Here is a 24022-nt window from a genome sequence, read left to right as displayed (position 1 = left end):
CCGCCGGGACCGGTGTCGGTCCCGGCGGGCGCCGTCTTCACAGAGGCGATTCCCGACGGTGTCATGAGAACAGCGCGTCCAGGTCCGGCTTCTTGTCGCCGAAGATGCCGTCCTCCTCGCCGAGCGCGGCCAGCTTCTGCAGGGAGGCCATGTCGACGGCTGCCGGCCAGCTGGGCAGCGTCAGCTTCTTCAGCACCTCACCGTCGATCTTGGTGTAGGTGGTGAGGATCTGGCGTGCCTCGTCAGGATGCTCGGAGGCGTACTTCAGCGACTCGGTCATCGCTTCGGTGAACTTGTTCACCAGGTCCGGGTTCTCCTTCGTCAGCTTCGTGGCGGCGAAGTAGGTCGCGGCGGTGAGCTTCGGGTCGGTCTCGGCGAACGGAGAGGCCACCACACGGGCGCCCTGGCCCTTGGCGATGGTCAGCGCGGGCTCACCCATCCAGGCGGCGTCCACTTGCCCGCCGTCGAGTGCGGCGGGCATCTGGTCGAAGGGCATCTCCAGGAACTTGACCTTGGAGGGATCGCCGCCGGCCTTGCGTACCGACTCACGGACCGTGGTGTCCCCGATGTTCTGCAGGGTGTTCACCGCCACCGTCTTGCCCGCGAGGTCCTTGGCCGACTTGATCGGGCTGTCCTTCTTGACGGCGACGCCGGTGACGTCGGCACCGACCTTGCCGTTGGTGGCCACCCCGTTGACCACGGACTTGATCGGCACACCCTTCGTCTCGGCGATCATCAGTGAAGTGACGTTGCTGAAGCCGAACTGGAACTGACCGCTCACGACGCCGGGGACGATCGCGGCGCCGCCCTGGGCGAGTTCCATCTTCAGATCGATTCCACGCTCGGCGAAGAATCCCTTTTTCTGCCCCAGATACAGCGGTGCCACATCGACGATGGGGATGATCCCCACCGTGACCTTCGTGGTCTTGCTCCCACCCGAGGCCGACGAACCGCCGCTCCCGGGCGAAGAGGATCCACATCCGGCAGCGGTCGCGACCGTCACCACCGCCGCAACAAGCCCAAGAATGCGCCTTCGCATAAGGGCCCCTCCTGACGAGACATGTGCGTCACGCGCACAAAATTTCATGTGCCGAACAAGCAAGCCGGACGCTATGTCTCTGTCCTTGGCGGGGTCAATAGGTGGCGCGCAGCCAGTTTCCGCAGCCGCGATCCCGTCTCTCCTCCTCGGCCGGGACCAGTGACCGTCCGCGCCGGAAGGCCTGCCGGTGTGACGAATCGTCAAGACGCGGCCTGCGCTCGGGTCGATCTCAGTGACGGTCCCGACCGGCTCGAACGATCTCGGCCGAGGGGCCGGAACCCCGGAAATCTCCGCTCACGGCCGTCTCCTCGGACGACCGCCGCCGACAATTCCGTGGTGTACGGATGCGCCGCGCCGCCGACGGCCACACCCTGCTCCCGCTCAGCGTCATCAACCGCGACCAGGGGGCCTCGTGACCAGTCCACGAACTCCCGGCCAGGTGCTGCGAGAGTCCCGCCGCAAGGCCAGCCGCGACAAACGGGCTCGGGTGCTTCACACCCTCGATGGCCTCCTCGCCCGCGGCGAGCCGGTCACCTTCACCGCGGTCGCCAAGGCCGCCGGCGTCTCGAACTGGCTCGTCTACGCCCCCGGCGTCCGCGAGCACATTGAAGCCGCCCGCACCCAACAGGCCCGCACCGCAACAAGAGGCGAGGAACCCCAGGCGGCGGGCGGCGCCATGAGTACGCGGACCGACCTGGAAGTTCTACGCGCCGACAACCAACGACTCCGCGGCCAAGTCTGCGACCTCAAGGAGGCGCTGCAACGCCGGCTCGGCCGACAACTCGACCAGCTACAAGCCACCGACCTCACAAAACGAATCGGTGAACTGACCGCCCAGAACCAGGAACTGAACAGCCAGCTCACCTGCCTCCAACACGAAAAGCAAGAACTCGAACGAAGACTCGCCGAAACCAACGACGAACTCGTCGCCGCCAGGGCAAGCCTTCGGCGCATGATCCGAACCGAAAACACCTAGGACCTGTTCGACCTCTCGGACGAGGCCCGCGCCGCCATGGCGACGTATGTCTCCGACCTCCAGAACTGGATGGCGGGCATCCTGAACAGGCACCGCGAGGTCGACCGCTACAAGGCCGACCACCTGGCCCGCCGAGCCCACGGCTTCCTGCCGGACCGGGCGCCCGCGATCCCGGTCGGCCGCTGACTCAGGGGCTGACGTCCCGCACTCGCTCGGCGGTCTCCTCGGCGAGTTCCCGGACCCACTTCGCGGGGAACTCCGAGAGCTCGCCGAGTATCGCGTCGGCGGCGGCGAGCAGGGCGCGGGCCTCCTCGGCGAGGCCCGCGTCGGTGTGGCTCGCGTCGGCGAGGGCCCGGGCCAGGGCGTAGTGCTCCTCGGCGATGAAACGGCCGAAGTTCACACGGGTCCAGTGCCGCAGGGAGTCGTCGCCCGGGTCGGCCAGGAGCCCGCGTATCGCGGCCAAGGTGCTGATCGCTTGCGGGAGTTGCCCGCACAGGCGCTCCAGTCGCGCCTGGTCCCGCCGCTCCGAGACGCGGTCCCACGCCGTTTCCTGGAGGGCGGCACACAGGCGCTGGGCCCGCAGGGCCTGGGGAAGGTCGCCCGCCCGCTCCAGCTCGCGGGCGAGCCAGCTGAGCTGTGACGTCTCCAGCTGCGACGGATCACCGGGGCGCCGCTGCGTGCTCTGGTCCAGGAAGATCTCGTCGAGCGCGCGGATCAGCGCCACCCGGGCCAGTTCGGTCATCCCCTGGTCCAGGGCGAGTTCGGTCCAGGTGGCGAGCGGCTCGTCCGCCGGATCCGTGCAGAACATCGCGTCGTCCAGCTCCTCGGCCCAGCTCACCAGCTCGGCGGCGCCGGCGCCCGGTCCGGGCATCTCGCTGAGGCCGCAATGGGTGTCGAAGTCCGTCTTCCGGACCTCCTCCAGCAGCGCGAGATCGGTGACGTCCCCGTGCCGCCCCACGAGGACGGCGGCGAGCCGGAGTTCGTCCGTCATCGACGACTCCCTCTCCCGCCGCAGCAGATGCCTCAGCAGCTCCAGGTCCCCGTCGGCACGGTCGAACTGCACGGCCCGCAGGGCGAGCCGGCGTCGTACGGGGTCGTCGGCCACCGCATCCCAGGCCGCGCGGTCATCCGCCCGCAACCGGGCGAGATCCTCGCGTCCTCGGGCGAGCACCGGCTCCCACAGCGGCGGACGCGGGTGCTCGTCCAGCAGCCGGTGGGCGAAGCCCTCCTCCTCGGTGAGCAGCAGGAAGTCGGGCTCGGTGCGCAGGAGCGCGGCGTGCAGCCGGGTGACCAACTCCACCGGGGAGCGCTCGGTAAGGCCCAGGGCGGCGCGGAGTTCGGCCCGGGCCTCGTCGAGGTCGTGGTACTCGCGGAGTTCCGCCTCCTGCTCCGCGAACCGGGCGAGAATCGCATGCTCCCCGTCGGCCGGCGAGAGATCCACGAAGTCCAACCAGCCGGGCAGACCGATCACTGTCTCCAGCGCCTCGTCGACACTCGAGCCGATGATCCCGGCCCCGCCCTCCGAGTCGGCGTACAGCATCGAGCCGTCCGCGCACACGAAGTACGTACCGCCCGCGCCGGTGCCCGCGACGGCCTCCAGCGGTCCGCCGGAGGCGAGGCGGACCGGCTCGACATGGCCGCGGGCGGCGCGGCTCACGTCGAAGTCGAAGGGGGACGCGGCCAGTTCGACCAGGGGCGGGTCTTGGCGCAGGATGCGCAGAGCGTGCTCGGTCATGTCACAGAACGTAACAGCCCCCACTGACAACGCCCCCGGACCCCTCGGCTCAGGCGGCTGACGTGCGTGTTCGACGGCGGCTCGGGCCCACGCCGTGACCATCGGGTGCGGGCGTGGGCCGTCGCCGGAGAGTTCCGGCTGGAAGAGGGAGGCCAGGAAGAAGGGGGGGCCGGGGAGTTCGGCCATGGGCACTCCGCCCTCCTCGTCGCGGCCGGAGAGGCGCAGGCCGTGCGCGGTCAGGGTGTCCAGGCGCCGGGACGGGCCGTACGCGCAGAAGTAGCGCTCGACGGTCCGCTCCGCGCCGATCACGGCGTGCGCGAGCGAGCCCGGCTCGCACGACTGAAGTCCTGGCGGATCTTCCGCAGGTCCCGGTGCAGTCCGAATCGAATGTCGTCAATCTGCGCGGCCGTGCTCACTCTGGAGCGGCAGCGCTGAAAGAGCTCCCTCACGAAATCGCACTGGAGTACTGGCACCGTGATCACGAACGTGCACAGTGTCGGCGGCCATGCCGTCGGCCTGCCGGTGTGGCGGTGGGAGTTCAGCCGACCTCGTTGCGGACGGCGGTGTCGAGGTCGGTGGCGGTCAGGCCGAAGGTCTCGGCGGTCTCCGTCGCGTCCATGTGGAACGGCGCGTACCACTGGTAGTCCATCTCGGCCATCTCGCGGGCGATCGGCACGATCAGCCCGGCCGTACGCGTCACGGAGCGCGGTATCTGGATCAGTTTGACCGGTGGCCGGCCTGCCGCGACGGCGTAGCGCCGCGCCAGCTCGCGAATGGTGACGGCCGGCGCGGACGGCACGTGCCAGGGTCGGCCCCACGCGCGTTCTTCCGAGGCCAGCGTGATGAGGGCCTGTGCCATGTCGCCGTTGAAGGTGAAGGTGTGCGGCATGTCCAGGTGGCCGGTGATCCAGGCCGCTTTTCCCTTCTGCAGGGCCGACTTGATGAGCAGGGAGTAGATGCCGTTGGCGTCCTTGCCGATGTAGTCGGAGCCGCGGACCTCGACGGTGCGGATGCTCGCGGCGAGGGCCTGTTCCCACATGCGTCTGCGCAGGCGGCCCTTGTGCCCGGTGGCGGCCATGGGGGTGTGTTCGTTCATCCGGCCGCCGGGCTGCGGACCGTAGGCGTAAAGGCTGCCGGTCAGCGCGAGGACGGCGTCGTTCGCCTTGGCGGCGGTGATGGCCGCCGTCTGCAGGGGCGGCAACAGGCGCTCCCACACCGTGTACGAGGGTGGATTGGCGCAGTGGTAGATCACTTCCGCGCCGCGGGACAGCTCGGTCAGGCGGGACGGGTCGGACGCGTCCGCGGCGACCCGGTCGACCAGCGGGTGCTCGGGGCCGGAGCCGCTGCGGGTGACGATCCGGACGCTCTCGCCGCGCTCGGCGAGCAGACGGGCGACGTTGGTACCGATGGAACCGGCACCGATGATGACGCGCTTGGCCATGACGGTTTCTCCTTCTCCGGGTATCGGTCAGTCGTCCACGCCGGAGCCGGTATAGGTGGGCACCTCGGCGAGCAGGCCGGCGATCTGCGGGTTGAGCTCGTTGCGGCGCCGGTGCAGTTCCTGGATCTTGGCGTTCAGGTCAGGGTCGTCGTCGTCACTGACGTCGAAGATCTCCAGCCGTTCGACCAGGTGCAGTCCGAGGTGGTCGGTCTGGTAGGTGGTCGGGTGCGTCAGGTAGGCGAAGAGCCCGTCGAGATGTTCGACGACGAACACCGCGCCGTACGTGTAGTCGCCGCCGTGGTCGCGGCCGACGACGAAGGACTTGATGGCGGGGCTCGACCGGCCCTGATTGCGCCAGCTCTCCAGCACCCCTTCGATCTGCTCAGGCGTCGCAGTGGCCTTCATCGTGACTCTGTTGATGTGGCAAATCATGACTTACTACCCGTTCCTAACGTCGTTAGATTTCCTAACGACGTTAACCATGGCGCGCGCCGCCGACGCCGTCAAGGCGGTGACTAGTGTTCGAGGACACCATCGAAGCGAAGTGACGGACCATGTCGACCAGCACGAGACGGGCCCGCGAACGGGCGAACACCCGGGAGCGGATCATCGAGGCCGCGCTGCACGTTCTCGAGACCGAGGGCGTCGCGGCCCTGACGATCCGGCGCATCGCCACCGACGTCGAATACTCCGCGCCCGTCGTCTACCAGCACTTCGCCAACAAGGACGCGCTCGTACTGGAGCTGGTCGCGCACGGTCACCGCCTGATGCTGAGCGAGTTCCGCCAAGCCGCGCAGGAGCCCGATACGGACCGGCGCATGACGCGCATTGCGTCGCAGTACGTCCGGTTCGCCGGCGAGCACCCCCACCTCTTCCAGGTCATGAACGACCCGATGGTCGACGCGGACGAACGCCGACGCGTCGCGGAACCGGTCATCGACGTCCTCAAGGAGCTGCTCACCTCCTGGTCGGCCGCACGCGACGTGGTCCTGGCCGATTTCGACCAGGCCTGCGAGATCCTCTGGGGCACGCTGTACGGCATCGCGTCGCTCAGTCACCTCGGCAGCGTCGGCAACGATCGCGCCCGCTACCTCGCCGAACAGGCGCTTCGCACGATCCTCCTCGGTTGGCGAACCGAGACGCCGGCGAACGGTCGACCGGCGAGCAGCTAGGTCCTCTGACCGCTGTGGTTCGCCGGGTTCAGAGGGGGGACCGGAGTGTTCGTCGAGATCGTCTTCGTGGGGCTGCCGATCGATCGTGCTATGCACGGCACGGGCACATCATCAACTGGGAAGGGTTCTGCGCTCATCTGACCGAGACCTGTACTCCCGGCGGCCCCAACGTGATCACGGATGTGGCCACCACCGCGGCCACCACCCACGACAGCCAGGTCCTGCCGAGGACGGGTGGACAAGCACGCGAAGCTCCTGGGCGGACACGGGTGATCTTGGTCGAGAACCCGTCTACCAGGAGCTTCGTCGTTGCGCAGGACAGTCCAACTCGCGGTCAGGCCGATCAGATGTCCCGGAAGATCTCGATCTGCGCCCCCACCGAGTTCAACCGCTCGGCCAGATCCTCGTAACCCCGGTTGATGACATACACGTTGCGCAGCACCGACGTCCCGTCGGCCGCCATCATCGCCAGCAGCACGACCACCGCGGGGCGCAGTGCCGGTGGGCACATCATCTCGGCGGCGCGCCAGCGGGTCGGGCCTTCGACCAACACCCGGTGCGGGTCGAGGAGTTGGAGGCGGCCGCCCAGGCGGTTCAGGTCGGTCAGATAGATCGCGCGGTTGTCGTAGACCCAGTCGTGGATGAGGGTCTTGCCCTGCGCGACCGCCGCGATCGCCGCGAAGAACGGGACGTTGTCGATGTTCAGGCCGGGGAACGGCATCGGGTGGATCTTGTCGATCGGCGCCTCCAGCTTGGAGGGGCGGACGGTGAGGTCGACCAGGCGGGTGCGGCCGTTGTCGGCGAAGTACTCCGGCGTACGGTCGTGGTCGAGGCCCATCTCCTCCAGGACCGCGAGCTCGATCTCCAGGAACTCGATCGGCACCCGGCGCACCGTCAGCTCCGACTCCGTCACCACGGCCGCGGCCAGCAGGCTCATCGCCTCGACCGGGTCCTCGGAGGGGGAGTAGTCGACGTCCACGTCGATGTGCGGCACGCCGTGCACGGTGAGGGTGGTGGTGCCGATGCCCTCGACCTTGACGCCCAGGGCCTCCAGGAAGAAACAGAGGTCCTGGACCATGTAGTTGGAGGAGGCGTTGCGGATGACCGTGACGCCGTCGTGGCGGGCGGCCGCGAGCAGCGCGTTCTCCGTCACGGTGTCGCCGCGCTCGGTCAGCACGATCGGCCGGTCGGGGCGGACCGCCCGGTCCACCCGGGCGTGGTACTGGCCCTCGGTCGCCGCCACGTCCAGACCGAAGCGGCGCAGCGCGATCATGTGCGGCTCGATGGTCCGGGTGCCGAGGTCGCAGCCGCCGGCGTACGGCAGCTTGAAACCGTCCATGCGGTGCAGCAGCGGACCGAGGAACATGATGATCGAGCGCGTGCGTACGGCGGCCTCGGCGTCGATGGCGTCCATGTCCAGCGCGGTCGGCGGGACCAGTTCCAGGTCGACGCCGTCGTTGATCCAGCGGGTGCGGACGCCGATCGAACTCAGTACCTCCAGAAGGCGGTAGACCTCCTCGATGCGGGCGACCCGGCGCAGCACCGTGCGCCCCTTGTTGAGCAGCGAGGCGCACAGCAGGGCCACGCACGCGTTCTTGCTCGTCTTGACGTCGATCGCGCCGGACAGCCGCCGACCGCCGACCACCCGCAGATGCATCGGGCCCGCGTAGCCCAGAGAGACGATTTCGCTGTCCAGCGCTTCACCGATACGGGCGATCATCTCAAGGCTGATGTTCTGGTTGCCGCGCTCGATGCGATTGACGGCGCTCTGACTGGTGCCGAGTGCCTCGGCAAGCTGCGACTGTGTCCAGCCCCGGTGCTGCCGGGCGTCACGGATGAGCTTGCCGATGCGTACGAGGTAGTCGTCTGTCATGGGGGTGAGGCTATCTCAGATATGAGATGGCGCATTCCGAGAGGTCCGTTCGGGTGAGGGGCCCGGCCGGACCTGAGGGAACGTCAGTGGCGCTTGGTGTTACGGGTTCGCCGCCATCCGAAAGGTCCGGGCAAATCTACCGAAGTCGTGCGACGTCCCGTACTGCTGTGGGTGTGCCTCGGCCCGTGGCTGCCGCCGCCGGTCGTGATGGACCAGGACCGCCGGTTGATGTTCAGCCGCACCCCCGGAAGGATCCGGAAACTCTTGCGGAACGTGAGCGGCATGGTGGCCTCCCGTCTAGGGTCGGTCAGATGCTTTCGACCCCGTTCGAATACCCCGGCACGGCGAAGTGATGGGTGCGGGCTTCGTCCGGTCCCGCCGCCGCAGGCGGATTGACGACCCGTCACCCGCTGGTGCGCGGCTTGCGCCAGAGCATGATCTGGGTCGGCGGAAGGTGCTCCGCGAAGCGGCCTTCGGGTGACGCCTGCCGCAGTACCGCACGCAGGTCCCGCTCGAACTCCGCCAGCCTGTCGCCGAAGAGGTGGGGCGCGGAGTCGGACCGGGAGAACGCCCAGGCCACGAGGTCGTCCTCGGTCCGCTCGACCACCTGCCCGGCCGGTACGACATGGTCTTCGAAGTCCGTGAACCCGGCCCGTTCCAGGACGAGGTCCTCCCGGCCCGGCGTGCCGTTGACGAGTACGCCCTGTCCCGCGCGCCGCACCGGGCCCAGGTACCGGCGCACCAACTCGCCGATCTCCGCGTACGGGGAAGCGGGCAGCGGCAGGGATGTCGTAGCGGCCGGAGCGTCCTTGTGATCGCTGATGTGGGCGAACACGCCTCCCGGCTCCAGCATCTCCAGCACGGCGGCGGCGACCCGGTCGCGGTCCGTCCAGTGGAAGGACTGGGCGAACACCACGACCCGGAACTCACCGAGACCGGCCGGCAGGTCCTCGGCGCGGCCCGCCACCCAGCGCGCGTTGGTCACGCCGCGGCGCGCGGCCTGTCGCTCGGCCTCGGCCAGCATGTCCTCGTCCGGGTCGAGGCCGACGGCCTCGGCGAAGTACCGGGCCAGGGGGAGCAGCACGATTCCGGGCCCGCAGCCGACATCGAGAAGCCGGCCCCGGCCGTCCAGGGTGAGGACTGTCGCCAGCATCTCGGCGAGGCCGGGGGCGTACGGCAGTCGGCCGCGTTCGTAGTGGGCCGCGCTTCCCTGGAAGAGGGTCCTGTCCCACTGCCATCCGTCAGGCATGTGAGTCAGGACATCACAGCGGGGCAGGGCATGACCATCCCCGCCTCATGTACTAGAGTTATCTCGACATCGAGATATCTGCCGAGGCGTACCGCAGCAGCACGCTTCCGCCGGACCTCGCAGTAAGGCATACCTAACTTAGCCTTACCTTAGCGGATCGGCCAAGACGGCGTGGCGGCAGGATGCGGTGGTAAGCGCACAGAAATGAAGGAGACTGTCGTGTCGGCGAACAGCTTCGACGCCCGCGCCACGCTGAGCGTGGGCGACGAGTCGTACGAGATCTTCCGGCTGGACAAGGTGGAGGGCTCGGCCCGCCTGCCGTACAGCCTCAAGGTTCTGCTGGAGAACCTGCTCCGTACCGAGGACGGCGCGAACATCACCGCCGACCACATCCGCGCCCTCGGCAGCTGGGACTCCCAGGCCCAGCCGTCGCAGGAGATCCAGTTCACGCCGGCCCGCGTGATCATGCAGGACTTCACCGGCGTGCCGTGTGTCGTCGACCTCGCCACCATGCGTGAGGCCGTGAAGGAGCTCGGCGGCGACCCCGCGAAGGTCAACCCGCTCTCCCCGGCCGAGCTGGTCATCGACCACTCCGTCATCGCCGACAAGTTCGGCACCAACGAGGCCTTCGCGCAGAACGTCGAGCTGGAGTACGGCCGCAACCGCGAGCGCTACCAGTTCCTGCGCTGGGGCCAGACCGCCTTCGACGACTTCAAGGTCGTCCCGCCGGGCACCGGCATCGTCCACCAGGTGAACATCGAGCACCTGGCGCGTACGGTCATGGTCCGCAACGGCCAGGCGTACCCCGACACCCTGGTCGGCACCGACTCGCACACCACCATGGTCAACGGCCTCGGCGTGCTGGGCTGGGGCGTCGGCGGCATCGAGGCCGAGGCAGCGATGCTCGGCCAGCCGGTCTCGATGCTCATCCCGCGCGTCGTCGGCTTCAAGCTGACCGGTGAGCTCAAGCCCGGCACCACCGCCACCGACCTGGTGCTCACGATCACCGAGATGCTGCGCAAGCACGGCGTCGTCGGCAAGTTCGTCGAGTTCTACGGTGAGGGCGTCGCCGCCACCTCCCTCGCGAACCGCGCCACCATCGGCAACATGTCGCCGGAGTTCGGCTCGACCGCCGCGATCTTCCCGATCGACGACGAGACCATCAAGTACCTCAAGCTCACCGGCCGCTCCGAGCAGCAGCTCGCGCTCGTCGAGGCGTACGCCAAGGAGCAGGGCCTCTGGCTGGACCCGAAGGCCGAGCCGGACTTCTCCGAGAAGCTGGAGCTCGACCTCTCCACGGTCGTCCCCTCCATCGCCGGCCCGAAGCGCCCGCAGGACCGCATCGTCCTGGCGAACGCCGCCGAGCAGTTCAAGACGGACGTACGCAACTACGTCGACTCCGTGGACGAGGCCGGCCAGGAGTCCTTCCCGGCCTCCGACTCCCCGGCCGTCGCCCCGAACGGCGCCCCGTCCAACCCGGTCACCGTGACCGCCCCCGACGGCTCGACGTACGAGATCGACCACGGCGCGGTGACGGTCGCGGCCATCACCTCCTGCACCAACACCTCGAACCCGTACGTCATGGTCGCCGCCGCGCTCGTCGCGAAGAAGGCCGTGGAGAAGGGCCTGACCCGCAAGCCCTGGGTCAAGACCACCCTCGCCCCGGGTTCCAAGGTCGTCACCGACTACTTCGACAAGGCGGGGCTCACTCCCTACCTCGACAAGGTCGGCTTCAACCTGGTCGGTTACGGCTGCACCACCTGCATCGGCAACTCCGGCCCGCTGCCGGAGGAGGTCTCCAAGGCCGTCAACGACCACGACCTCGCGGTGACTTCGGTCCTCTCCGGCAACCGGAACTTCGAGGGCCGTATCAACCCCGACGTCAAGATGAACTACCTGGCCTCCCCGCCGCTGGTCGTCGCGTACGCCCTCGCGGGCTCCATGAAGGTGGACATCACCAAGGACGCGCTCGGTGTCGACCAGGACGGCAACCCGGTCTTCCTCAAGGACATCTGGCCCTCCGAGGCAGAGGTCAACGACGTCGTGGCGAACGCCATCGGCGAGGACATGTTCAACAAGTCCTACTCCGACGTCTTCGCCGGTGACGCCCAGTGGCAGGCGCTGCCGATCCCGACCGGCAACACCTTCGAGTGGGACGCCGAGTCGACCTACGTCCGCAAGCCCCCGTACTTCGAGGGCATGACGATGGAGACCACCCCGGTCTCCGACATCACGGGCGCCCGGGTCCTCGCCAAGCTGGGCGACTCGGTGACCACGGACCACATCTCGCCCGCCGGCGCCATCAAGGCCGACACCCCGGCCGGCAAGTACCTCACCGAGCACGGTGTGGAGCGTCGTGACTTCAACTCCTACGGCTCGCGCCGAGGCAACCACGAGGTCATGATCCGCGGCACCTTCGCCAACATCCGCCTGCGCAACCAGATCGCGCCGGGCACCGAGGGCGGCTACACCCGCGACTTCACGCAGGACGGCGGTCCGGTGTCGTTCATCTACGACGCCTCCCGCAACTACATCGAGCAGGGCACCCCGCTGGCCATCCTGGCCGGCAAGGAGTACGGCTCCGGCTCGTCCCGCGACTGGGCCGCCAAGGGCACCGCGCTCCTCGGCGTCAAGGCCGTCATCGCCGAGTCGTACGAGCGCATCCACCGCTCGAACCTCATCGGCATGGGAGTCCTGCCCCTCCAGTTCCCCGAGGGCCAGTCCGCCGCGACCCTCGGTCTGACCGGCGAGGAGACCTTCTCCTTCACCGGTGTCGAGGAGCTCAACAACGGCACCACGCCGCGCACGGTCAAGGTCACCACCGACACGGGCGTCGAGTTCGACGCGGTCGTCCGCATCGACACCCCCGGTGAGGCCGACTACTACCGCAACGGCGGCATCATGCAGTACGTGCTGCGCAGCCTGATCCGCAAGTAAGGTTCCAGGCAGGCAGGTTGAGGGCCGCATCCCCGGGCACCGGGGACGCGGCCCTTCGCCGTGCGGGCTCACACCCAGCCGCGCTGGGCCGCCCGCACCCCCAGCTGGAACCTGCTGGCCGCCCCCAGCCGCTCCTGCAGCTCGCTGACCCGCCTGCGCAGGGTCCGCAGACTCACCCCCAGATGACGGGCCACCGCCTCGTCCTTCATCCCGGCCGTCAGCAGCCGGACCAACATCAGTTCCCCCTCGGACAGTTCGCTGTCCTGTACGGGCATGCCGAGCGGTGTCGCCTGCTGCCAGGCCAGGTCGAAGAGCTGCTGCAGCGCCTCGGTCACCGCGGAGTGCCGTACCACCACACAGCAGTACCCGCCCGCCGCGGACGCGGTCAGCGGAAGCAGTGCCCGGGATCCGTCGACCACCAGCAACTTGGCCGGCACCGAGGGCAACACCCGGGCCCGCTCACCGAGTTCACCCATCCGCAGCGCCTGGGCCAGCACCTTCGGATCCTCCAGTGCGGTCGCCGCGTAGATGCCCCGGGAGACGACTCCGCGGCGGAGCAGATCCGCCTGGAGATCCTGCTGCGGCGCGGGCGGGGCGAGGTACGGGGGAGTGTCGAAGAGGCACACCTCGCGCTCGGCACGCGCGTACAGCTCCTCCAGCCGGGCCGCGATGGCTCCTTCGCCGGACACCACTTCCAGCAGCCGGGCCGGCTCTTCGCGCAGGAGTCCGGCCTCGTACGCGGTCGCCATCTCCTCCGCGGTGGCGGCGAGCATTTCCGACTCCGTCTCGCGCCGGCGGATCAGCGCCCGTATCGCCACCCGTGGGTCGACCGCCCGCATTCCGCCCATGGAGTCCGGCGGTTGCAACAGCCCGAGCGCGAGTAACCGGTTGCATGCCTCGCGTACCTGGGCCGCGGAGTCGGCGCCGGTCAGCAGCGCCCAGCCGGCTGCTCCGGCATCGGGCTGATGGAGGATCGCCTGGTAGACCAGCTCCTCGAACGCGGAGACCCCCACCGCGGCCCAGGGGCCCGCGGCAGGGGTCTGACTTGCCGTGTCGTATGCCGTGTTCACCATGTTCCGGCACGGTAGAGGATCTGTGTTAAACCTGAGGATCAGTCGGCCGGGTGCCTACTTCAGGCCGAACGCCCGCAGCACGGTCTGGTCGATCCCGTTGCCGTCCTGGTCGGTGGCCCGCACGCGCAGCGACACGGACTCGGCGCCCTTGGCGGCCTTGAACCGTGCCTTGCCGTTCTTGACCTTCACCTCCTTCCAGGAGGCGCCCTCGTCATAAGAGACCCAGGCCTTCAGGCTGCTCGCCCTGATGCCTCCCGACTGGTTCGCGAGCGGCAGACCGACCTCCAACTCCCGCCCCCTCTCAGCCCGGTTGAGGAGATCGAGGCCCCTCGGAGCGATGCCGACGGTGAGTATCGGCAGCGCCGTCCCGGTGTCGGTGTGCGCCGAGGTGAAGGTCCACTCGGTGTGCGTGCTCGTGGAGTACTTCGCCCAGGCGGCCTGGCGCCGCACGTCCAGATCGAAGCGGTACGAGGCCTTGTCCGCCGCCACGTCGAAGGTGCCGTACCCGCCGAGCGTCGAGTCACCGACCAGCTCTCCGTCCGCGTAGAGCTTGCCCTGCGCGGTGGTGTCGGAGCCGTCGATGTACCCGTAGTGACCCGGTGTGGAGTCGCTCAACTCCGCTATGGAGAGGGTGAGTGTGTCGCCGGTGCGTTCGGAGAGGCCGTACTCCTCGCTGGTGCCGGGGCGGACGACCTGGCGCAGCCAGTTCTCGGTGGGCTCCGTCGCCGCCTCGGTGAAGGTGCGCAGCGGGCTCCACTGGCCCCTGAACGTGTTCCAGTTCGGATAGACGACGTGCCAGGTACGGGTGTCGGGGTCGACGTAGTAGTACTCGTCGCGTTCCGTGCCCAGCGGCAGGTGCACGCTGTTCTCGATGCCGAAGAGCTGCCAGGGCCGGAAGGTGTACAAGGCGTCCGCGCCGATCTCGCCGGCCGTGGCTCCGTGGTAACGGGCCTTCTTCTTCACCGTGTTGGAACTGTCCAGGCGGTAGGTCTGGTCCGCGGAGATGGAACCGCTCTGCGCGGCGAGCAGGTTGTAGACGTACGGGCTGACCGGCGTGCCGCTCAGCTTCAGAGTGACCTTCTTGCCGGTCTTCAGCAGGTCGGTGAGCGCGGCGCCCTCCTCGCCAGTGGCGATCATCAGCGGGACGGTGGTCGCGCGGTCCACGGCCTCGATCCAGAAGCCGGGGGTCTTGCGGTACACGATGAGGTAACCCGCCCCGGCCTTGGTCGCGTTGTCCAGAGCGCTCTGCGCACGCTCCGTCGCGCCGACCCCGACCACCGCCACCTTGCCCTTGACGTCGACCCCCGCGAAGTCGGCCTCGGTACCGCCGCCCGCGTCCACCGCCTGGACCTTGCGGTCACCGCTGATCTTCAGCGGGAAGTCCTCGTACGTCTGGGAGTAGTAGAGCGAGGACAGGGAGGTCTTCTCCGGGCTCGTGACGCTCGCCGTCAACTCCTTCGCGTAGAGCCGGAACTTGGCCGAGAACTCCAGGGTGCCCTCGGTGACCTGCTCGGTCGGGGTCACATAGACGTGCTTGGTCCAGAAGCCCTGGCTGTAGGTGAGCCCCCAGGCGTTGGTCGGCCCCTCGCGGTGCCAGTTGGTGCTGAAGCCCTTGAACTCGGAGGCCTGCTTCGTCTTCGGCTTGATCTCCACCGCCTTGCGGGCGTCGAGGACGACCTCGGTGTCCGCATCGACCTTGATCTCGGGGTTGCCGACGACCGAGGTGCCGACGGCCATACCGCCCGCGTCACGGTCCGGGATCCAGGCCGCCATGGAGTAGGTGCCGGCCGGCACCTGCCAGGTCCAGCCGGAGCCGATGAAGCCGTACGCGTCGGGGATGGCGCCGTTCAGTTCCATGAGCGTGTAGAGCGACGCCGCGGTGGACGGCTTGCCGTCGCGGCCCAGGAGGGAGATCTTGAGGTCGTACGTCTTCGGAGCCTTCTCGAAGCCGACGCCCGTGGTGATCTGGACGCCGTCGGCGGTCGCCGTGATGTGCCCCGAGTACCGGCCCTCGTCCTCCTGCGCCGGATCGACGCCGACCGGGACCGAGGCGGTGCCGCCCGCGGGCACGGTCACCGTGTCGGCGCCCAGCGTGACGTCGGCGAGCGACGAGGAGAGCTTCAACTCCACCGCTGTGTCAGTGGTGTTGGTGTACGTGATGTCCTTGGTGACGACCTGCGAGTCACCGTCCTCGAACTTGCCGAAGCTCAGCGTCGGGGTCGCGAAGACGTTCTGCTTGACGGCCCGCACGGCGTCGACCCGGCCGTCGCCCTGCTCGAACACCGAGTTGCCGGCACTCGTCTTGGCCGTGCTGGCCAGGGCTTCCTTGATCTGCTGACCCGTCCAGTCCGGATGCGCCTGCGCGACCAGCGCCGCGGCGCCCGCGACATGCGGAGTCGCCATCGACGTACCGTTCGCCGTCGTGTAGTTGTCGTCGACCGGCGTCCCCATGGTGGTGCCGGCGGCACGCGCCGCGGTGATGCTCACGCCCGGCGCGGTGATCTCCGGCTTGACCGCGAAGTCACCGGGGCGCGGGCCGCGGCTTGAGAACGAGGCCAGCTTGTCGGACTTGTCGACCGCGCCCACGGTGAGCGCGGAGTCGGCGATGCCCGGCGTGCCCACGGTCTGCTCGCCCGGGCCCGCGTTGCCCGACGCGATGACGAAGAGGCTGCCGGTGGACGCGGACAGCTCGTCGACGGTCTCACTGAGGACGTCGGAGGCGCCGTACGCCGTACCGCCCAGCGACATCGAGACGATCTTCGCCCCGGAGTTCGCGGCCCATTCCATGCCCGCGATGATCCACGACGACTGGCCGCTGCCCGCGTTGTTCAGCACCTTGCCGACCAGCAGCTCCGCGCCCGGCGCCACGCCCTTGCGGCTGCCGCCCGAGGCCGCTCCTGAGCCGACGATCGTCGACGCCACATGGGTGCCGTGACCATGCCCGTCCTGAACCGCCTGGTCCGGCACGAAGGTCTGCGTCCCGGCGATCTTCCCGGCGAGATCCGGGTGCCCGGTGTCCAGGCCCGTGTCGAGGACCGCGACCTTGACGCCGGCGCCGTCATAGCCCGACTGCCACACCTCGGGCGCCCCGATCTGCGGCACGCTCACATCCAGGGACGCCTTCACCTTGGCGTCCAGCCAGATCCTGTCGATGCCCTCGCCGAGCCGTTTCGCGGCCTTGGAGGTGGGCTCGGTGCCGAGGGCCGGGGCGATGTCCGCCCAGAAGGCCGTGGACTTCTTCGCGCTGAGCGCGGCGCCGTCGATCCCGGGCAGCGCGAGCGTCCGGCGCGCGCCCTGGGGGGTCTCGCCGCCCTTGCTGTACGTCGCGATCACCGGAGTGACGCCGGTCTTCGCGTCCGAGTAGCCCTGCTTGACCAGCGCGGTGACATTGAACAGGGCCGGGTCGAGACGGCCCGCCTGTATCAGCGGGATCGCGTCGGCCGGTACCACGCTGACCTCGCCGTCCTTCTCACTGGACAGGAAGGTGGCGGCCTCGCGGCCCTTGCCACGCCGGACGTCGACGGCGGATTTGCCGTCCGGTCCGGTGGTGAGCGACACGGTGTCGCCGGTGATGAGGGTGACGATCTGCGGTGCGGTGGAGCGCGGGCCCGCGGGCGGTGTGGTGACCGAATCTCCGAAAGCGGCTGTCGCGGACGGGATCGCCCCCGCGAGCAGTCCGGCGGCAGCGGCCACGGCCCACAGGGCGTGGAGTCTTCGCATGGGTGGACGTCCTCCCCTGAAACACGTCGAACGCCTCCGCCGATGAGCGGAAGCCGCCGATCAGCCTGGGCGCCGAGTCACAGCCCGCTCAAGGGAAACCGGTGGCCGATGCGTGCCAACGCCCCCTTCGGTCACGGTGGTTGCTCCTCCCACAGGGGTCAGGGAAGGCCCGGTCGTGCCTGGTGGACGGCCGTTTCCCACGGTCGCGGCCCAGCCCGAACACAGGGTTCCCTCAGACAACCTGGACAGAATCCGGACATGACAGCCACCACCGGACCACGCACCGGCCGCGTACGCGTCCTCATCGTCGACGACGAACCCGCGCGCACCGAAGTGCGGTTTGTGGCGGTCACGGAGACGGGCCGGCGCCCCTGGAGTGGTCGCCTCGGTGGAGTCCACCGCCACGCGCCGGGTGATCCGCGTCCGCGACGACGGCCCCGGCATCCCCCCCGACCCTCCTTCCCACCGTCTTCGAACGCTTCACCCGAGCAGACACCTCCCGATCACGGCCCGATGCGAAGTCCGGCGGCTCGGGCCTGGGCCTGGCCGTCGCGGCAGCGATCACGACCGCCCACGGTGGCCGTATCAGAGCGGAAAGCACCCAGGGCCGAACGGAGTTCGCGATCGAACTCCCGCCAGAGCCTTTTGGCCATGGAGGAGCGAGCGGTCTCAGGAAAACCAGCGTCGGTGTAACCCACTCAGGGGCGCGGGGAACTGCGCGACAAGCCACAACGGACCGGTACCTGTCCGACTGCCCCGGTCACCCGGATCCCTGGGCGCCCGACTCGCGAGCGTGTTTCCCCTGAACACGCCTGTAGCGCATGGGACATTGCGGGTCGGTGACAAGGCCTTCCGTGCCGTACCACTGCCGTACCCACGGCGGCGAGCCCTCCGAGCCACCGCCCCGGGCCAACCGCCCGAGCCGCCCCAACTCCCGCCCCCACCCCTACCCTTGCCCCGTGACCACCCCCGACCTCCTCCACCGAGCCCTCCACGACCCCGGCCCCCGCCCCCTCCCCGAAACACCCGCCCGCCTCCTCCGCGCCCTCGACGCCCCGCCCCGCCTGGCGGCCCACCTGAGACTGGTGCACGACGTGGCGTACCAGCTCACGGACTGGCTGGCACGGCAGTACCCCGCGCTCCAACTCGACCGCGAGGCAGTGCTGTTCGGCGCCGCCACACACGACATCGGCAAGACCGCGCACGTCCGCGAACTCTCCGGCCCGGGCTCCGCACACGAGAAGGCCGGCCAGGACCTCCTCCTCGCCCAGAACATCCCCCCGCACCTGGCCCGCTTCGCCGCCACCCACGCGACCTGGACCCGCCCGGACATCGGCCTCGAAGACCTGCTGGTCAGCGTCGCCGACAAGATCTGGAAGAACAAGCGGGTCCCGGAGCTGGAGGACCTCGTGGTCAGAAGGCTGGCCGAGGCGAGCGGGCGGACGGTGTGGGAGGAGTTCCTGGAGTTCGACGACGCGCTGACGGCCGTAGGGGAAGACGCGGAGGAGCGACTCGCCTTCCAGGCGGCCTACCCGGTGTGACCGCCAGCGCGCCCCGCGTTCAGAACCCGACCAGCGCGTCGAGATCGACCTCGACGGGGAACGGCAGCTCGGTGACCAGCTTGTCGTGGTGCACGGGGTGGGACGGCGCGGGGAAGTAGGCGAGGGTGTCCGCGTTCAGCCAGTACTCGTGCACCGCGAGCTTCTGGTCCCGGTCCAGCTCGACGCGCCAGTAGTACGGCACCTCGTGCGCGGCGAAGAGCGCCGGCTTGCGCACGCGGTCGTCCTGGCGGGAGGTGGGGGGAGACGATCTCCACCACCAGGACGAGCCTCTCGACCGGGACGCACTCGATCGCGAACGGGTCCAGCCCTCGGAGGTCGAAGGCGATCAGATCGGGCCGTACGATATTGCGGGCGTCGACGACGGCACTTTGACCGCTCACCACCCGGTACGGCCCGGCCTCGGCGGCTGTCAGCACGCCCCCCAACCCGCCCCGCACATGGTTGTGCCAGAGCGCGGGCCGCCCGCGAGGCGTGATCACCCCGTCCACGAGCTCCCAGTCGAAGGGCAATCGCAAACCCCTGACCTGGTCGAAGCCCCAGCCGTCGACAGGCGTGAGCATCCAGGTCTCTGTGGTGGCCACTCCCGCTCCCATGCACCCCAGTCTGGACACCGATACACGCGCGTGACCGTCTGTACGCAACATCGCCGCCCGAACAGACGACACCACAGCACGCCATTGACCTCAGCGCCCCCCGTTTACATCTGCCCCACATCCCGCTACCTTCCGCAGAAGTGGGGTGGGAGCGCTCCCATGCGGACGGACCGGAACCCGCCCGCGTGCGCGCCCCCGCCCCACCCAACCCCACACACCCGCACGGCCCGTACCTCAAGGAACGGACTGGACTGTCATGATCCTGACAAATTTATCGAGGGTGACCCGCCCCAGAGCCCTCTTCCTGGTCCTCGTCTCCCTCCTCGCCACCATCCCCGCCCTGAGCCTCGTCCTCACGGCGGGCGGCGAGGCCGAGGCCCACGGCACCCCCATGAAGCCCGCCAGCCGCACCTTCCTGTGCTGGCAGGACGGCCTGACCGACACCGGCGAGATCAAGCCGGTCAACCCGGCCTGCAGGAACGCGCAGGCCGTCAGCGGCACCACCCCGTTCTACAACTGGTTCTCCGTGCTGCGCTCCGACGGCGCCGGCCGCACCCGCGGTTTCGTCCCGGACGGCCAGCTGTGCAGCGGCGGCAACACCAACTTCACCGGCTTCAACGCTCCCCGCAACGACTGGCCGCTCACCCACCTGACCTCGGGCAAGACGGTCGACTTCTCCTACAACGCCTGGGCCGCGCACCCGGGTTGGTTCTACGTCTACGTCACCAAGGACGGCTTCGACCCGACCAAGACCCTCACCTGGGACGACATGGAGGCGCAGCCCTTCCTCTCCGTCGACCACCCGCCGCTCAACGGCAGCCCGGGCACCGTCGAGGCCAACTACTCCTGGACCGGCCAGCTTCCGGCCAACAAGTCCGGCCGCCACATCATCTACATGGTCTGGCAGCGCTCGGACAGCGCGGAGACCTTCTACTCCTGCTCCGACGTCGTCTTCGACGGCGGCAACGGCGAGGTCACCGGCATTCACGAACCGGGCAACCCCAGCGAACCGGTCCCCGGCACCTGCACCGCCACCCGTAAGACCACGGGCAGTTGGAACGGCGGCTACCAGTCCGAGGTCACCGTCACCAACTCGGGCGACGTCCCGATGCTGGGCTGGATGGTCGACTGGACCCTGCCGAGCGGACAGAAGGTCGACAGCCTCTGGAACGGCAACGCCACCTACACCGGCCAAGCCGTGATGGTCCACAACGCCAACTGGAACGGCTCTCTCAGTCCGGGGCAGAGTGCGACCTTCGGCTACGTCGTCACCGGCTCCGGAGGCGACACGGCCACGACCCTGCCCTGTCGCGTCGGCTGAGTCACCGTCAGAAGACGCTCGAACCCTCCGCTCAGGGCGGACCCGGTGGGGCTGTGCCACCGGGTCCGCGAGCCGTGCCGGCGCAGGGGGGGATGGCCGGCGCGGATGGTGCATGGCTTGTGGACGACCCGACATGCGACAACGTTGTCGAGTGGTCTATACATGACTCTATCGCTCCAACGGACAACGATGTCAAATCAGTTGGAGATCCGGCTGGACCGCGAGCGTGGAGCTGCCACGGAGCACGGACCGCACATGTCCACGATGGCTACCGGTTACCGGCTACCGGCTGACCTCCAGCACCTCGGCCAGCCAGTCGAGTTGGCGGCGGACCTGCACCGCGTCGCCGCCCTCGTGGCCGTTGTACGGGTAGGCGCGGAGCTCCTTGCGGGGGTCCGCGCCGCTCAGCTCCCCGTAGCGGTTGAAGGCCGCGTACGCTCCGCTCGGCGGGCACACCGTATCGCGCAGGCCCACCCCGAAGTGGGCCGGGGCGGCAGCCCGCCGCGCGAAGGAGACGCCCTCCATGTACGAGAGCGTGCGATACGCGGCCTCCTCGGCGCCCCGGTGCACGGACAGATACGCGGTGATCTCGCCGTACGGGCTCGCGTCGGTGAGGTCCAGGGCGCGTCGGATGCCGCACAGGAAGGGCGCGGTGACCAGGACCGCCGCCAGGTCCGGCACCAGCCCCGCGACCGCCAGCGCGAGCCCGCCGCCCTGGCTGTTGCCGACGGCCGCGACCCGTTCCCCGTTCACACCCGGTAGCGCCCGCACCGCCGTCACCGCGCGCACCGAGTCCGTGATCAGCCGCCGGTAGTGGTAGTCGCGGGGGTCGAGCAGACCGCGTGCCGCCGGGCCCGGTCCGCCCGGTGCCGAGGCGTGCGGGTCGGGGGTCGCGCCGCCGTTGCCGTACTGGTCGCCCTGGCCGCGGTTGTCCATCAGCAGATGCGCGTACCCGGCGTTGACCCAGGTCAGCCGCTCGTGGGGGAGTCCGCGACCGCGTCCGTAGCCCGCGTACTCGACGACGGCGGGGAGGAGTTCGTGGACCCCGGCCGGTCTGCTGTACCAGGCGCGCACCGGGTCGCCGGCGAAGCCGCGATAGGTGACGTCCCAGGTCTCGGTCAGTCGTAGCCCGTTCTCCGCCGGGCGTACCGACACCAGCACGTCCGTCTGTGCCGACTCCTTCAGAGTGTCACGCCAGAACTCGTCGAAATCCGGGGGTTCCTGGACATCGGGGCGGTACCGCTCCAGCTCCCTCGTCGGCAGGTCGAACGCAGGCACAGGACACCTCGCATGAGTCGGTCAAAGCAGTGAAACTTGCGGAGGGCGCCGGGACTTGGCCTCCCTGTTCTACCCCACTCACGCCCCAGGTATCTCCTGCCTGACCCATTGACAGCGCTTTCTGGGTGCCTTTAAGTTGCCGCGAAGTTACCGGTAAGAGCTCGAAAGTTTCGGTTCCGTCCCCCGCCTGAGAGGACCGAGCGTGAGCACATCCATCAAGTCGGCCTCTCCACCGTCCAGCGTCGAGGACCCACCCGCTCCGGTCATCCGCCAGGCGCCGCGCGGCGGTTGGCGCCGGGCCCTGCGGCGCGACTGGCAGCTGTACTCGCTGGCGGTCCTGCCGCTGCTGTTCTTCCTGGTCTTCCGCTATCTGCCGATGATCGGCAACGTGATCGCGTTCCGCCGCTTCGAGCCCGGCGGTTCGATGTTCGGCGAGGACTGGGTGGGCCTGCGCTATGTGCGCATGTTCCTCAGCGACCCGACCTTCTGGCAGGTGTTCCGCAACACCCTGTGGCTCGGCGGGCTCACCCTCGTGTTCTGCTTCCCGATCCCGATCGTTCTCGCCCTGCTGCTGAACGAGGTGCGCCGACGCTCCCTGAAGCGGTTCGTGCAGTCGGTGTCGTACCTGCCGCACTTCCTGTCGATCGTGATCGTCGCGGGCCTCACCCTGCAGATGCTCGCCACGGACGGCCCGGTCAACCACGCCCTCGGCTGGCTCGGCCACGACGAGATCCGCTTCATCCAGGAACCCGGCTGGTTCCGCACGATCTACGTCGGCTCGGAGATCTGGCAGACCGCCGGCTGGGGCACGATCCTCTACCTCGCCGCGCTCACCACGATCGACGAGGACCTGTACGAGGCCGCGCGCATCGACGGCGCCAACCGCTGGCAGCAGATCTGGCACGTCACCCTGCCCGGCATCCGCCCCACCATGATCACGCTGCTGATCCTCAACGTCGGCACCTTCATGGCCGTCGGCTTCGAGAAGGTCCTGCTGCTGTACAACCCGCTGACCTATCCGACCGCCGACGTGATCTCGACGTACGTCTACCGCGCGGGCGTCGAGTCCAACAGCTTCAGTTACGCCGCCGCCATCGGCCTGTTCGAGGCGATCATCGGCCTGGTCCTGATCACCTCCGCCAACACCCTCTCGCGCCGCACAGTGGGGACCAGCCTGTGGTGAAGACGAGCCGTTCCTACCGGGTCTTCCAGGGCGTCAACGGGGTGATCCTCACCCTCGTCGTGGTCGTCACCCTGTACCCCTTCGTGAACATCGTCGCCCGGTCCTTCAGCGGCGAGCGGCAGATCCGGGCCGGTGAAGTCACCCTGTGGCCCAAGGGGTTCAACCTCACCACGTACAAGATCGTGTTCCAGGACGCGATGTTCTGGCGGAACTACGGCAACACCGTGCTCTACACGGTCGTCGCCACCGCCGTCGCCATGGTCCTGACGACCTGCTATGCCTACTTCCTGTCGAAGAAGAACCTCAGGGGGCGCGGGGTGCTCGTCGGCATCGCCGTGTTCACCATGTTCTTCACCGGCGGTCTGATCCCGAACTACGTCCTGGTCACCAGCCTCGGACTGAAGAACAGCGTCTGGGCGATCGCCCTGCCCAACGCGATCAGCGTCTTCAACCTGCTGGTGATGAAGGCCTTCTTCGAGAGCCTGCCGACCGAACTGGAGGAGGCCGCGCAGATCGACGGCCTGAGCACCTACGGCATCCTGCTCAGGATCGTGCTGCCGCTGTCCAAAGCGGTCGTCGCGACCATGGTGCTCTTCTACACGGTGTCCTTCTGGAACTCCTGGTTCAGCGCCTTCCTGTACATGGACCACTCCGACCTGATGCCGGTCACCGTCTATCTCCGCAACCTCATCGCGGGCGCCACCGGCGGCGGCAACGCGGGCGCCACCACCGCGGAGCTCAGCCAGGTCGGCGCGAGCATCCAGGCCGTCACGATCGTGCTCACCGCCCTGCCGATCATCTGCGTGTACCCGTTCGTCCAGCGCTTCTTCGTCTCGGGCGTGATGCTCGGCGCGGTCAAGGGCTGATCCC

Annotated in this window: 19 protein-coding genes and 1 pseudogene; 9 read left to right on the top strand and 11 right to left on the bottom strand. The window is 68.8% G+C overall.

Features of this window, described 5'->3' with window-relative positions; translation table 11 throughout:
• Nucleotides 1–61 precede the first annotated feature (61 nt).
• Nucleotides 62–1039, bottom strand: a complete 978-nt coding sequence (locus AB0D34_RS06900) for an ABC transporter substrate-binding protein (RefSeq protein ID WP_362657588.1) — start codon at nt 1037–1039, stop codon at nt 62–64.
• A 412-nt stretch (nt 1040–1451) separates the two neighbouring features.
• On the opposite strand from AB0D34_RS06900, the gene AB0D34_RS06895 reads away from it, so the two are divergent.
• Together AB0D34_RS06895 and AB0D34_RS06890 are read left to right on the top strand one after the other, a co-directional pair.
• On the top strand, nt 1452–2015 hold the full coding sequence (locus AB0D34_RS06895) for a DUF6262 family protein (protein ID WP_362657585.1): 564 nt from the start codon (nt 1452–1454) through the stop codon (nt 2013–2015).
• Nucleotides 2016–2051: 36 nt separating this feature from the next.
• Entirely contained in the window at nt 2052–2201 is a 150-nt protein-coding gene (locus AB0D34_RS06890) for a hypothetical protein (protein ID WP_362657582.1), read from the top strand.
• A gap of 1 nt (nt 2202) precedes the next feature.
• Here AB0D34_RS06890 and AB0D34_RS06885 read toward each other — a convergent pair whose 3' ends face one another.
• The 3 genes from AB0D34_RS06885 to AB0D34_RS06875 all read right to left on the bottom strand — a co-directional run bounded on the left by AB0D34_RS06885 (nt 2203) and on the right by AB0D34_RS06875 (nt 5623).
• A complete protein-coding gene (locus tag AB0D34_RS06885; RefSeq protein WP_362657579.1) occupies nt 2203–4059 on the bottom strand; it encodes a hypothetical protein in 1857 nt (618 codons plus the stop codon).
• A gap of 229 nt (nt 4060–4288) precedes the next feature.
• Nucleotides 4289–5191, bottom strand: a complete 903-nt coding sequence (locus tag AB0D34_RS06880; RefSeq protein ID WP_362657576.1) for an SDR family oxidoreductase — start codon at nt 5189–5191, stop codon at nt 4289–4291.
• Nucleotides 5192–5218: 27 nt separating this feature from the next.
• Nucleotides 5219–5623 (bottom strand): Dabb family protein, encoded by a 405-nt coding sequence (locus tag AB0D34_RS06875; RefSeq protein ID WP_362657573.1) that lies wholly within the window; start codon nt 5621–5623, stop codon nt 5219–5221.
• 122 nt (nt 5624–5745) lie between these two features.
• Between AB0D34_RS06875 and AB0D34_RS06870 the strand changes: the two genes are divergently transcribed.
• Nucleotides 5746–6363: a TetR/AcrR family transcriptional regulator gene (locus AB0D34_RS06870; protein ID WP_362657570.1), complete on the top strand. Its 618-nt coding sequence runs from the start codon at nt 5746–5748 to the stop codon at nt 6361–6363.
• A 343-nt stretch (nt 6364–6706) separates the two neighbouring features.
• On the opposite strand, the gene AB0D34_RS06865 is transcribed toward AB0D34_RS06870, so the two are convergent.
• The 3 genes from AB0D34_RS06865 to AB0D34_RS06855 all read right to left on the bottom strand — a co-directional run bounded on the left by AB0D34_RS06865 (nt 6707) and on the right by AB0D34_RS06855 (nt 9485).
• Nucleotides 6707–8236 (bottom strand): UDP-N-acetylglucosamine 1-carboxyvinyltransferase, encoded by a 1530-nt coding sequence (locus AB0D34_RS06865; protein ID WP_362657567.1) that lies wholly within the window; start codon nt 8234–8236, stop codon nt 6707–6709.
• An 83-nt stretch (nt 8237–8319) separates the two neighbouring features.
• On the bottom strand, nt 8320–8520 hold the full coding sequence (locus AB0D34_RS06860) for a DUF4236 domain-containing protein (RefSeq protein WP_362657564.1): 201 nt from the start codon (nt 8518–8520) through the stop codon (nt 8320–8322).
• A 119-nt stretch (nt 8521–8639) separates the two neighbouring features.
• Nucleotides 8640–9485 carry a class I SAM-dependent methyltransferase gene (locus tag AB0D34_RS06855; RefSeq protein ID WP_362657562.1) on the bottom strand — a complete coding sequence of 282 codons (846 nt, stop codon included), beginning with the start codon at nt 9483–9485 and terminating at the stop codon, nt 8640–8642.
• 219 nt (nt 9486–9704) lie between these two features.
• On the opposite strand from AB0D34_RS06855, the gene acnA reads away from it, so the two are divergent.
• The gene (acnA, locus tag AB0D34_RS06850) at nt 9705–12422 is read left to right on the top strand and encodes an aconitate hydratase AcnA (protein WP_362657559.1); all 2718 of its coding nucleotides are present in this window, start codon (nt 9705–9707) and stop codon (nt 12420–12422) included.
• A 68-nt stretch (nt 12423–12490) separates the two neighbouring features.
• Here acnA and AB0D34_RS06845 read toward each other — a convergent pair whose 3' ends face one another.
• Both AB0D34_RS06845 and AB0D34_RS06840 read right to left on the bottom strand, forming a co-directional pair.
• On the bottom strand, nt 12491–13495 hold the full coding sequence (locus AB0D34_RS06845) for a LuxR C-terminal-related transcriptional regulator (RefSeq protein WP_362657556.1): 1005 nt from the start codon (nt 13493–13495) through the stop codon (nt 12491–12493).
• Between the two features lie 54 nt (nt 13496–13549).
• The gene (locus AB0D34_RS06840; RefSeq protein WP_362657553.1) at nt 13550–17215 is read right to left on the bottom strand and encodes a S8 family serine peptidase; all 3666 of its coding nucleotides are present in this window, start codon (nt 17213–17215) and stop codon (nt 13550–13552) included.
• Between the two features lie 376 nt (nt 17216–17591).
• Between AB0D34_RS06840 and AB0D34_RS06835 the strand changes: the two are divergent.
• Nucleotides 17592–18021: pseudogene (locus AB0D34_RS06835) on the top strand (ATP-binding protein); the annotation flags it as partial.
• Between the two features lie 153 nt (nt 18022–18174).
• The gene (locus tag AB0D34_RS06830; RefSeq protein ID WP_362657550.1) at nt 18175–18756 is read left to right on the top strand and encodes an HD domain-containing protein; all 582 of its coding nucleotides are present in this window, start codon (nt 18175–18177) and stop codon (nt 18754–18756) included.
• A 19-nt stretch (nt 18757–18775) separates the two neighbouring features.
• On the opposite strand, the gene AB0D34_RS06825 is transcribed toward AB0D34_RS06830, so the two are convergent.
• Nucleotides 18776–18991, bottom strand: a complete 216-nt coding sequence (locus AB0D34_RS06825) for a hypothetical protein (protein ID WP_362657547.1) — start codon at nt 18989–18991, stop codon at nt 18776–18778.
• A 635-nt stretch (nt 18992–19626) separates the two neighbouring features.
• Here AB0D34_RS06825 and AB0D34_RS06820 point away from each other — a divergent pair.
• On the top strand, nt 19627–20691 hold the full coding sequence (locus tag AB0D34_RS06820) for a lytic polysaccharide monooxygenase (RefSeq protein WP_362657544.1): 1065 nt from the start codon (nt 19627–19629) through the stop codon (nt 20689–20691).
• Nucleotides 20692–20973: 282 nt separating this feature from the next.
• Here AB0D34_RS06820 and AB0D34_RS06815 read toward each other — a convergent pair whose 3' ends face one another.
• Complete coding sequence (locus AB0D34_RS06815) at nt 20974–21969, bottom strand: acetylxylan esterase (RefSeq protein WP_362657541.1); 996 nt, start codon at nt 21967–21969, stop codon at nt 20974–20976.
• Nucleotides 21970–22171: 202 nt separating this feature from the next.
• Here AB0D34_RS06815 and AB0D34_RS06810 point away from each other — a divergent pair, with 202 nt between their 5' ends.
• Complete coding sequence (locus tag AB0D34_RS06810) at nt 22172–23152, top strand: ABC transporter permease subunit (RefSeq protein ID WP_362657538.1); 981 nt, start codon at nt 22172–22174, stop codon at nt 23150–23152.
• The gene (locus tag AB0D34_RS06805; RefSeq protein WP_362657535.1) at nt 23146–24018 is read left to right on the top strand and encodes a carbohydrate ABC transporter permease; all 873 of its coding nucleotides are present in this window, start codon (nt 23146–23148) and stop codon (nt 24016–24018) included. The genes AB0D34_RS06810 and AB0D34_RS06805 overlap by 7 nt, the downstream gene beginning before the upstream one ends.
• The last annotated feature ends 4 nt before the right edge of the window (nt 24019–24022 follow it).

Source organism: Streptomyces sp. NPDC048420 (assembly GCF_040651535.1).
GTDB lineage: Bacteria > Actinomycetota > Actinomycetes > Streptomycetales > Streptomycetaceae > Streptomyces.
Note: the sequence above shows the minus strand (reverse complement) of the source record. Positions and strands in the feature narration are given on the sequence as shown.

Excerpts from the sequence above, each read along its gene's own strand:
- AB0D34_RS06900 (WP_362657588.1), bottom strand. The coding sequence starts at position 1,039 with ATGCGAAGGCGCATTCTTGGGCTTGTTGCGGCGGTGGTGACGGTCGCG.
- AB0D34_RS06890 (WP_362657582.1), top strand. The coding sequence starts at position 2,052 with ATGGCGACGTATGTCTCCGACCTCCAGAACTGGATGGCGGGCATCCTG.
- AB0D34_RS06880 (WP_362657576.1), bottom strand. The coding sequence starts at position 5,191 with ATGGCCAAGCGCGTCATCATCGGTGCCGGTTCCATCGGTACCAACGTC.
- AB0D34_RS06875 (WP_362657573.1), bottom strand. The coding sequence starts at position 5,623 with ATGATTTGCCACATCAACAGAGTCACGATGAAGGCCACTGCGACGCCT.
- AB0D34_RS06870 (WP_362657570.1), top strand. The coding sequence starts at position 5,746 with ATGTCGACCAGCACGAGACGGGCCCGCGAACGGGCGAACACCCGGGAG.
- AB0D34_RS06865 (WP_362657567.1), bottom strand. The coding sequence starts at position 8,236 with ATGACAGACGACTACCTCGTACGCATCGGCAAGCTCATCCGTGACGCC.
- AB0D34_RS06860 (WP_362657564.1), bottom strand. The coding sequence starts at position 8,520 with ATGCCGCTCACGTTCCGCAAGAGTTTCCGGATCCTTCCGGGGGTGCGG.
- AB0D34_RS06855 (WP_362657562.1), bottom strand. The coding sequence starts at position 9,485 with ATGCCTGACGGATGGCAGTGGGACAGGACCCTCTTCCAGGGAAGCGCG.
- AB0D34_RS06845 (WP_362657556.1), bottom strand. The coding sequence starts at position 13,495 with ATGGTGAACACGGCATACGACACGGCAAGTCAGACCCCTGCCGCGGGC.
- AB0D34_RS06840 (WP_362657553.1), bottom strand. The coding sequence starts at position 17,215 with ATGCGAAGACTCCACGCCCTGTGGGCCGTGGCCGCTGCCGCCGGACTG.
- AB0D34_RS06820 (WP_362657544.1), top strand. The coding sequence starts at position 19,627 with ATGATCCTGACAAATTTATCGAGGGTGACCCGCCCCAGAGCCCTCTTC.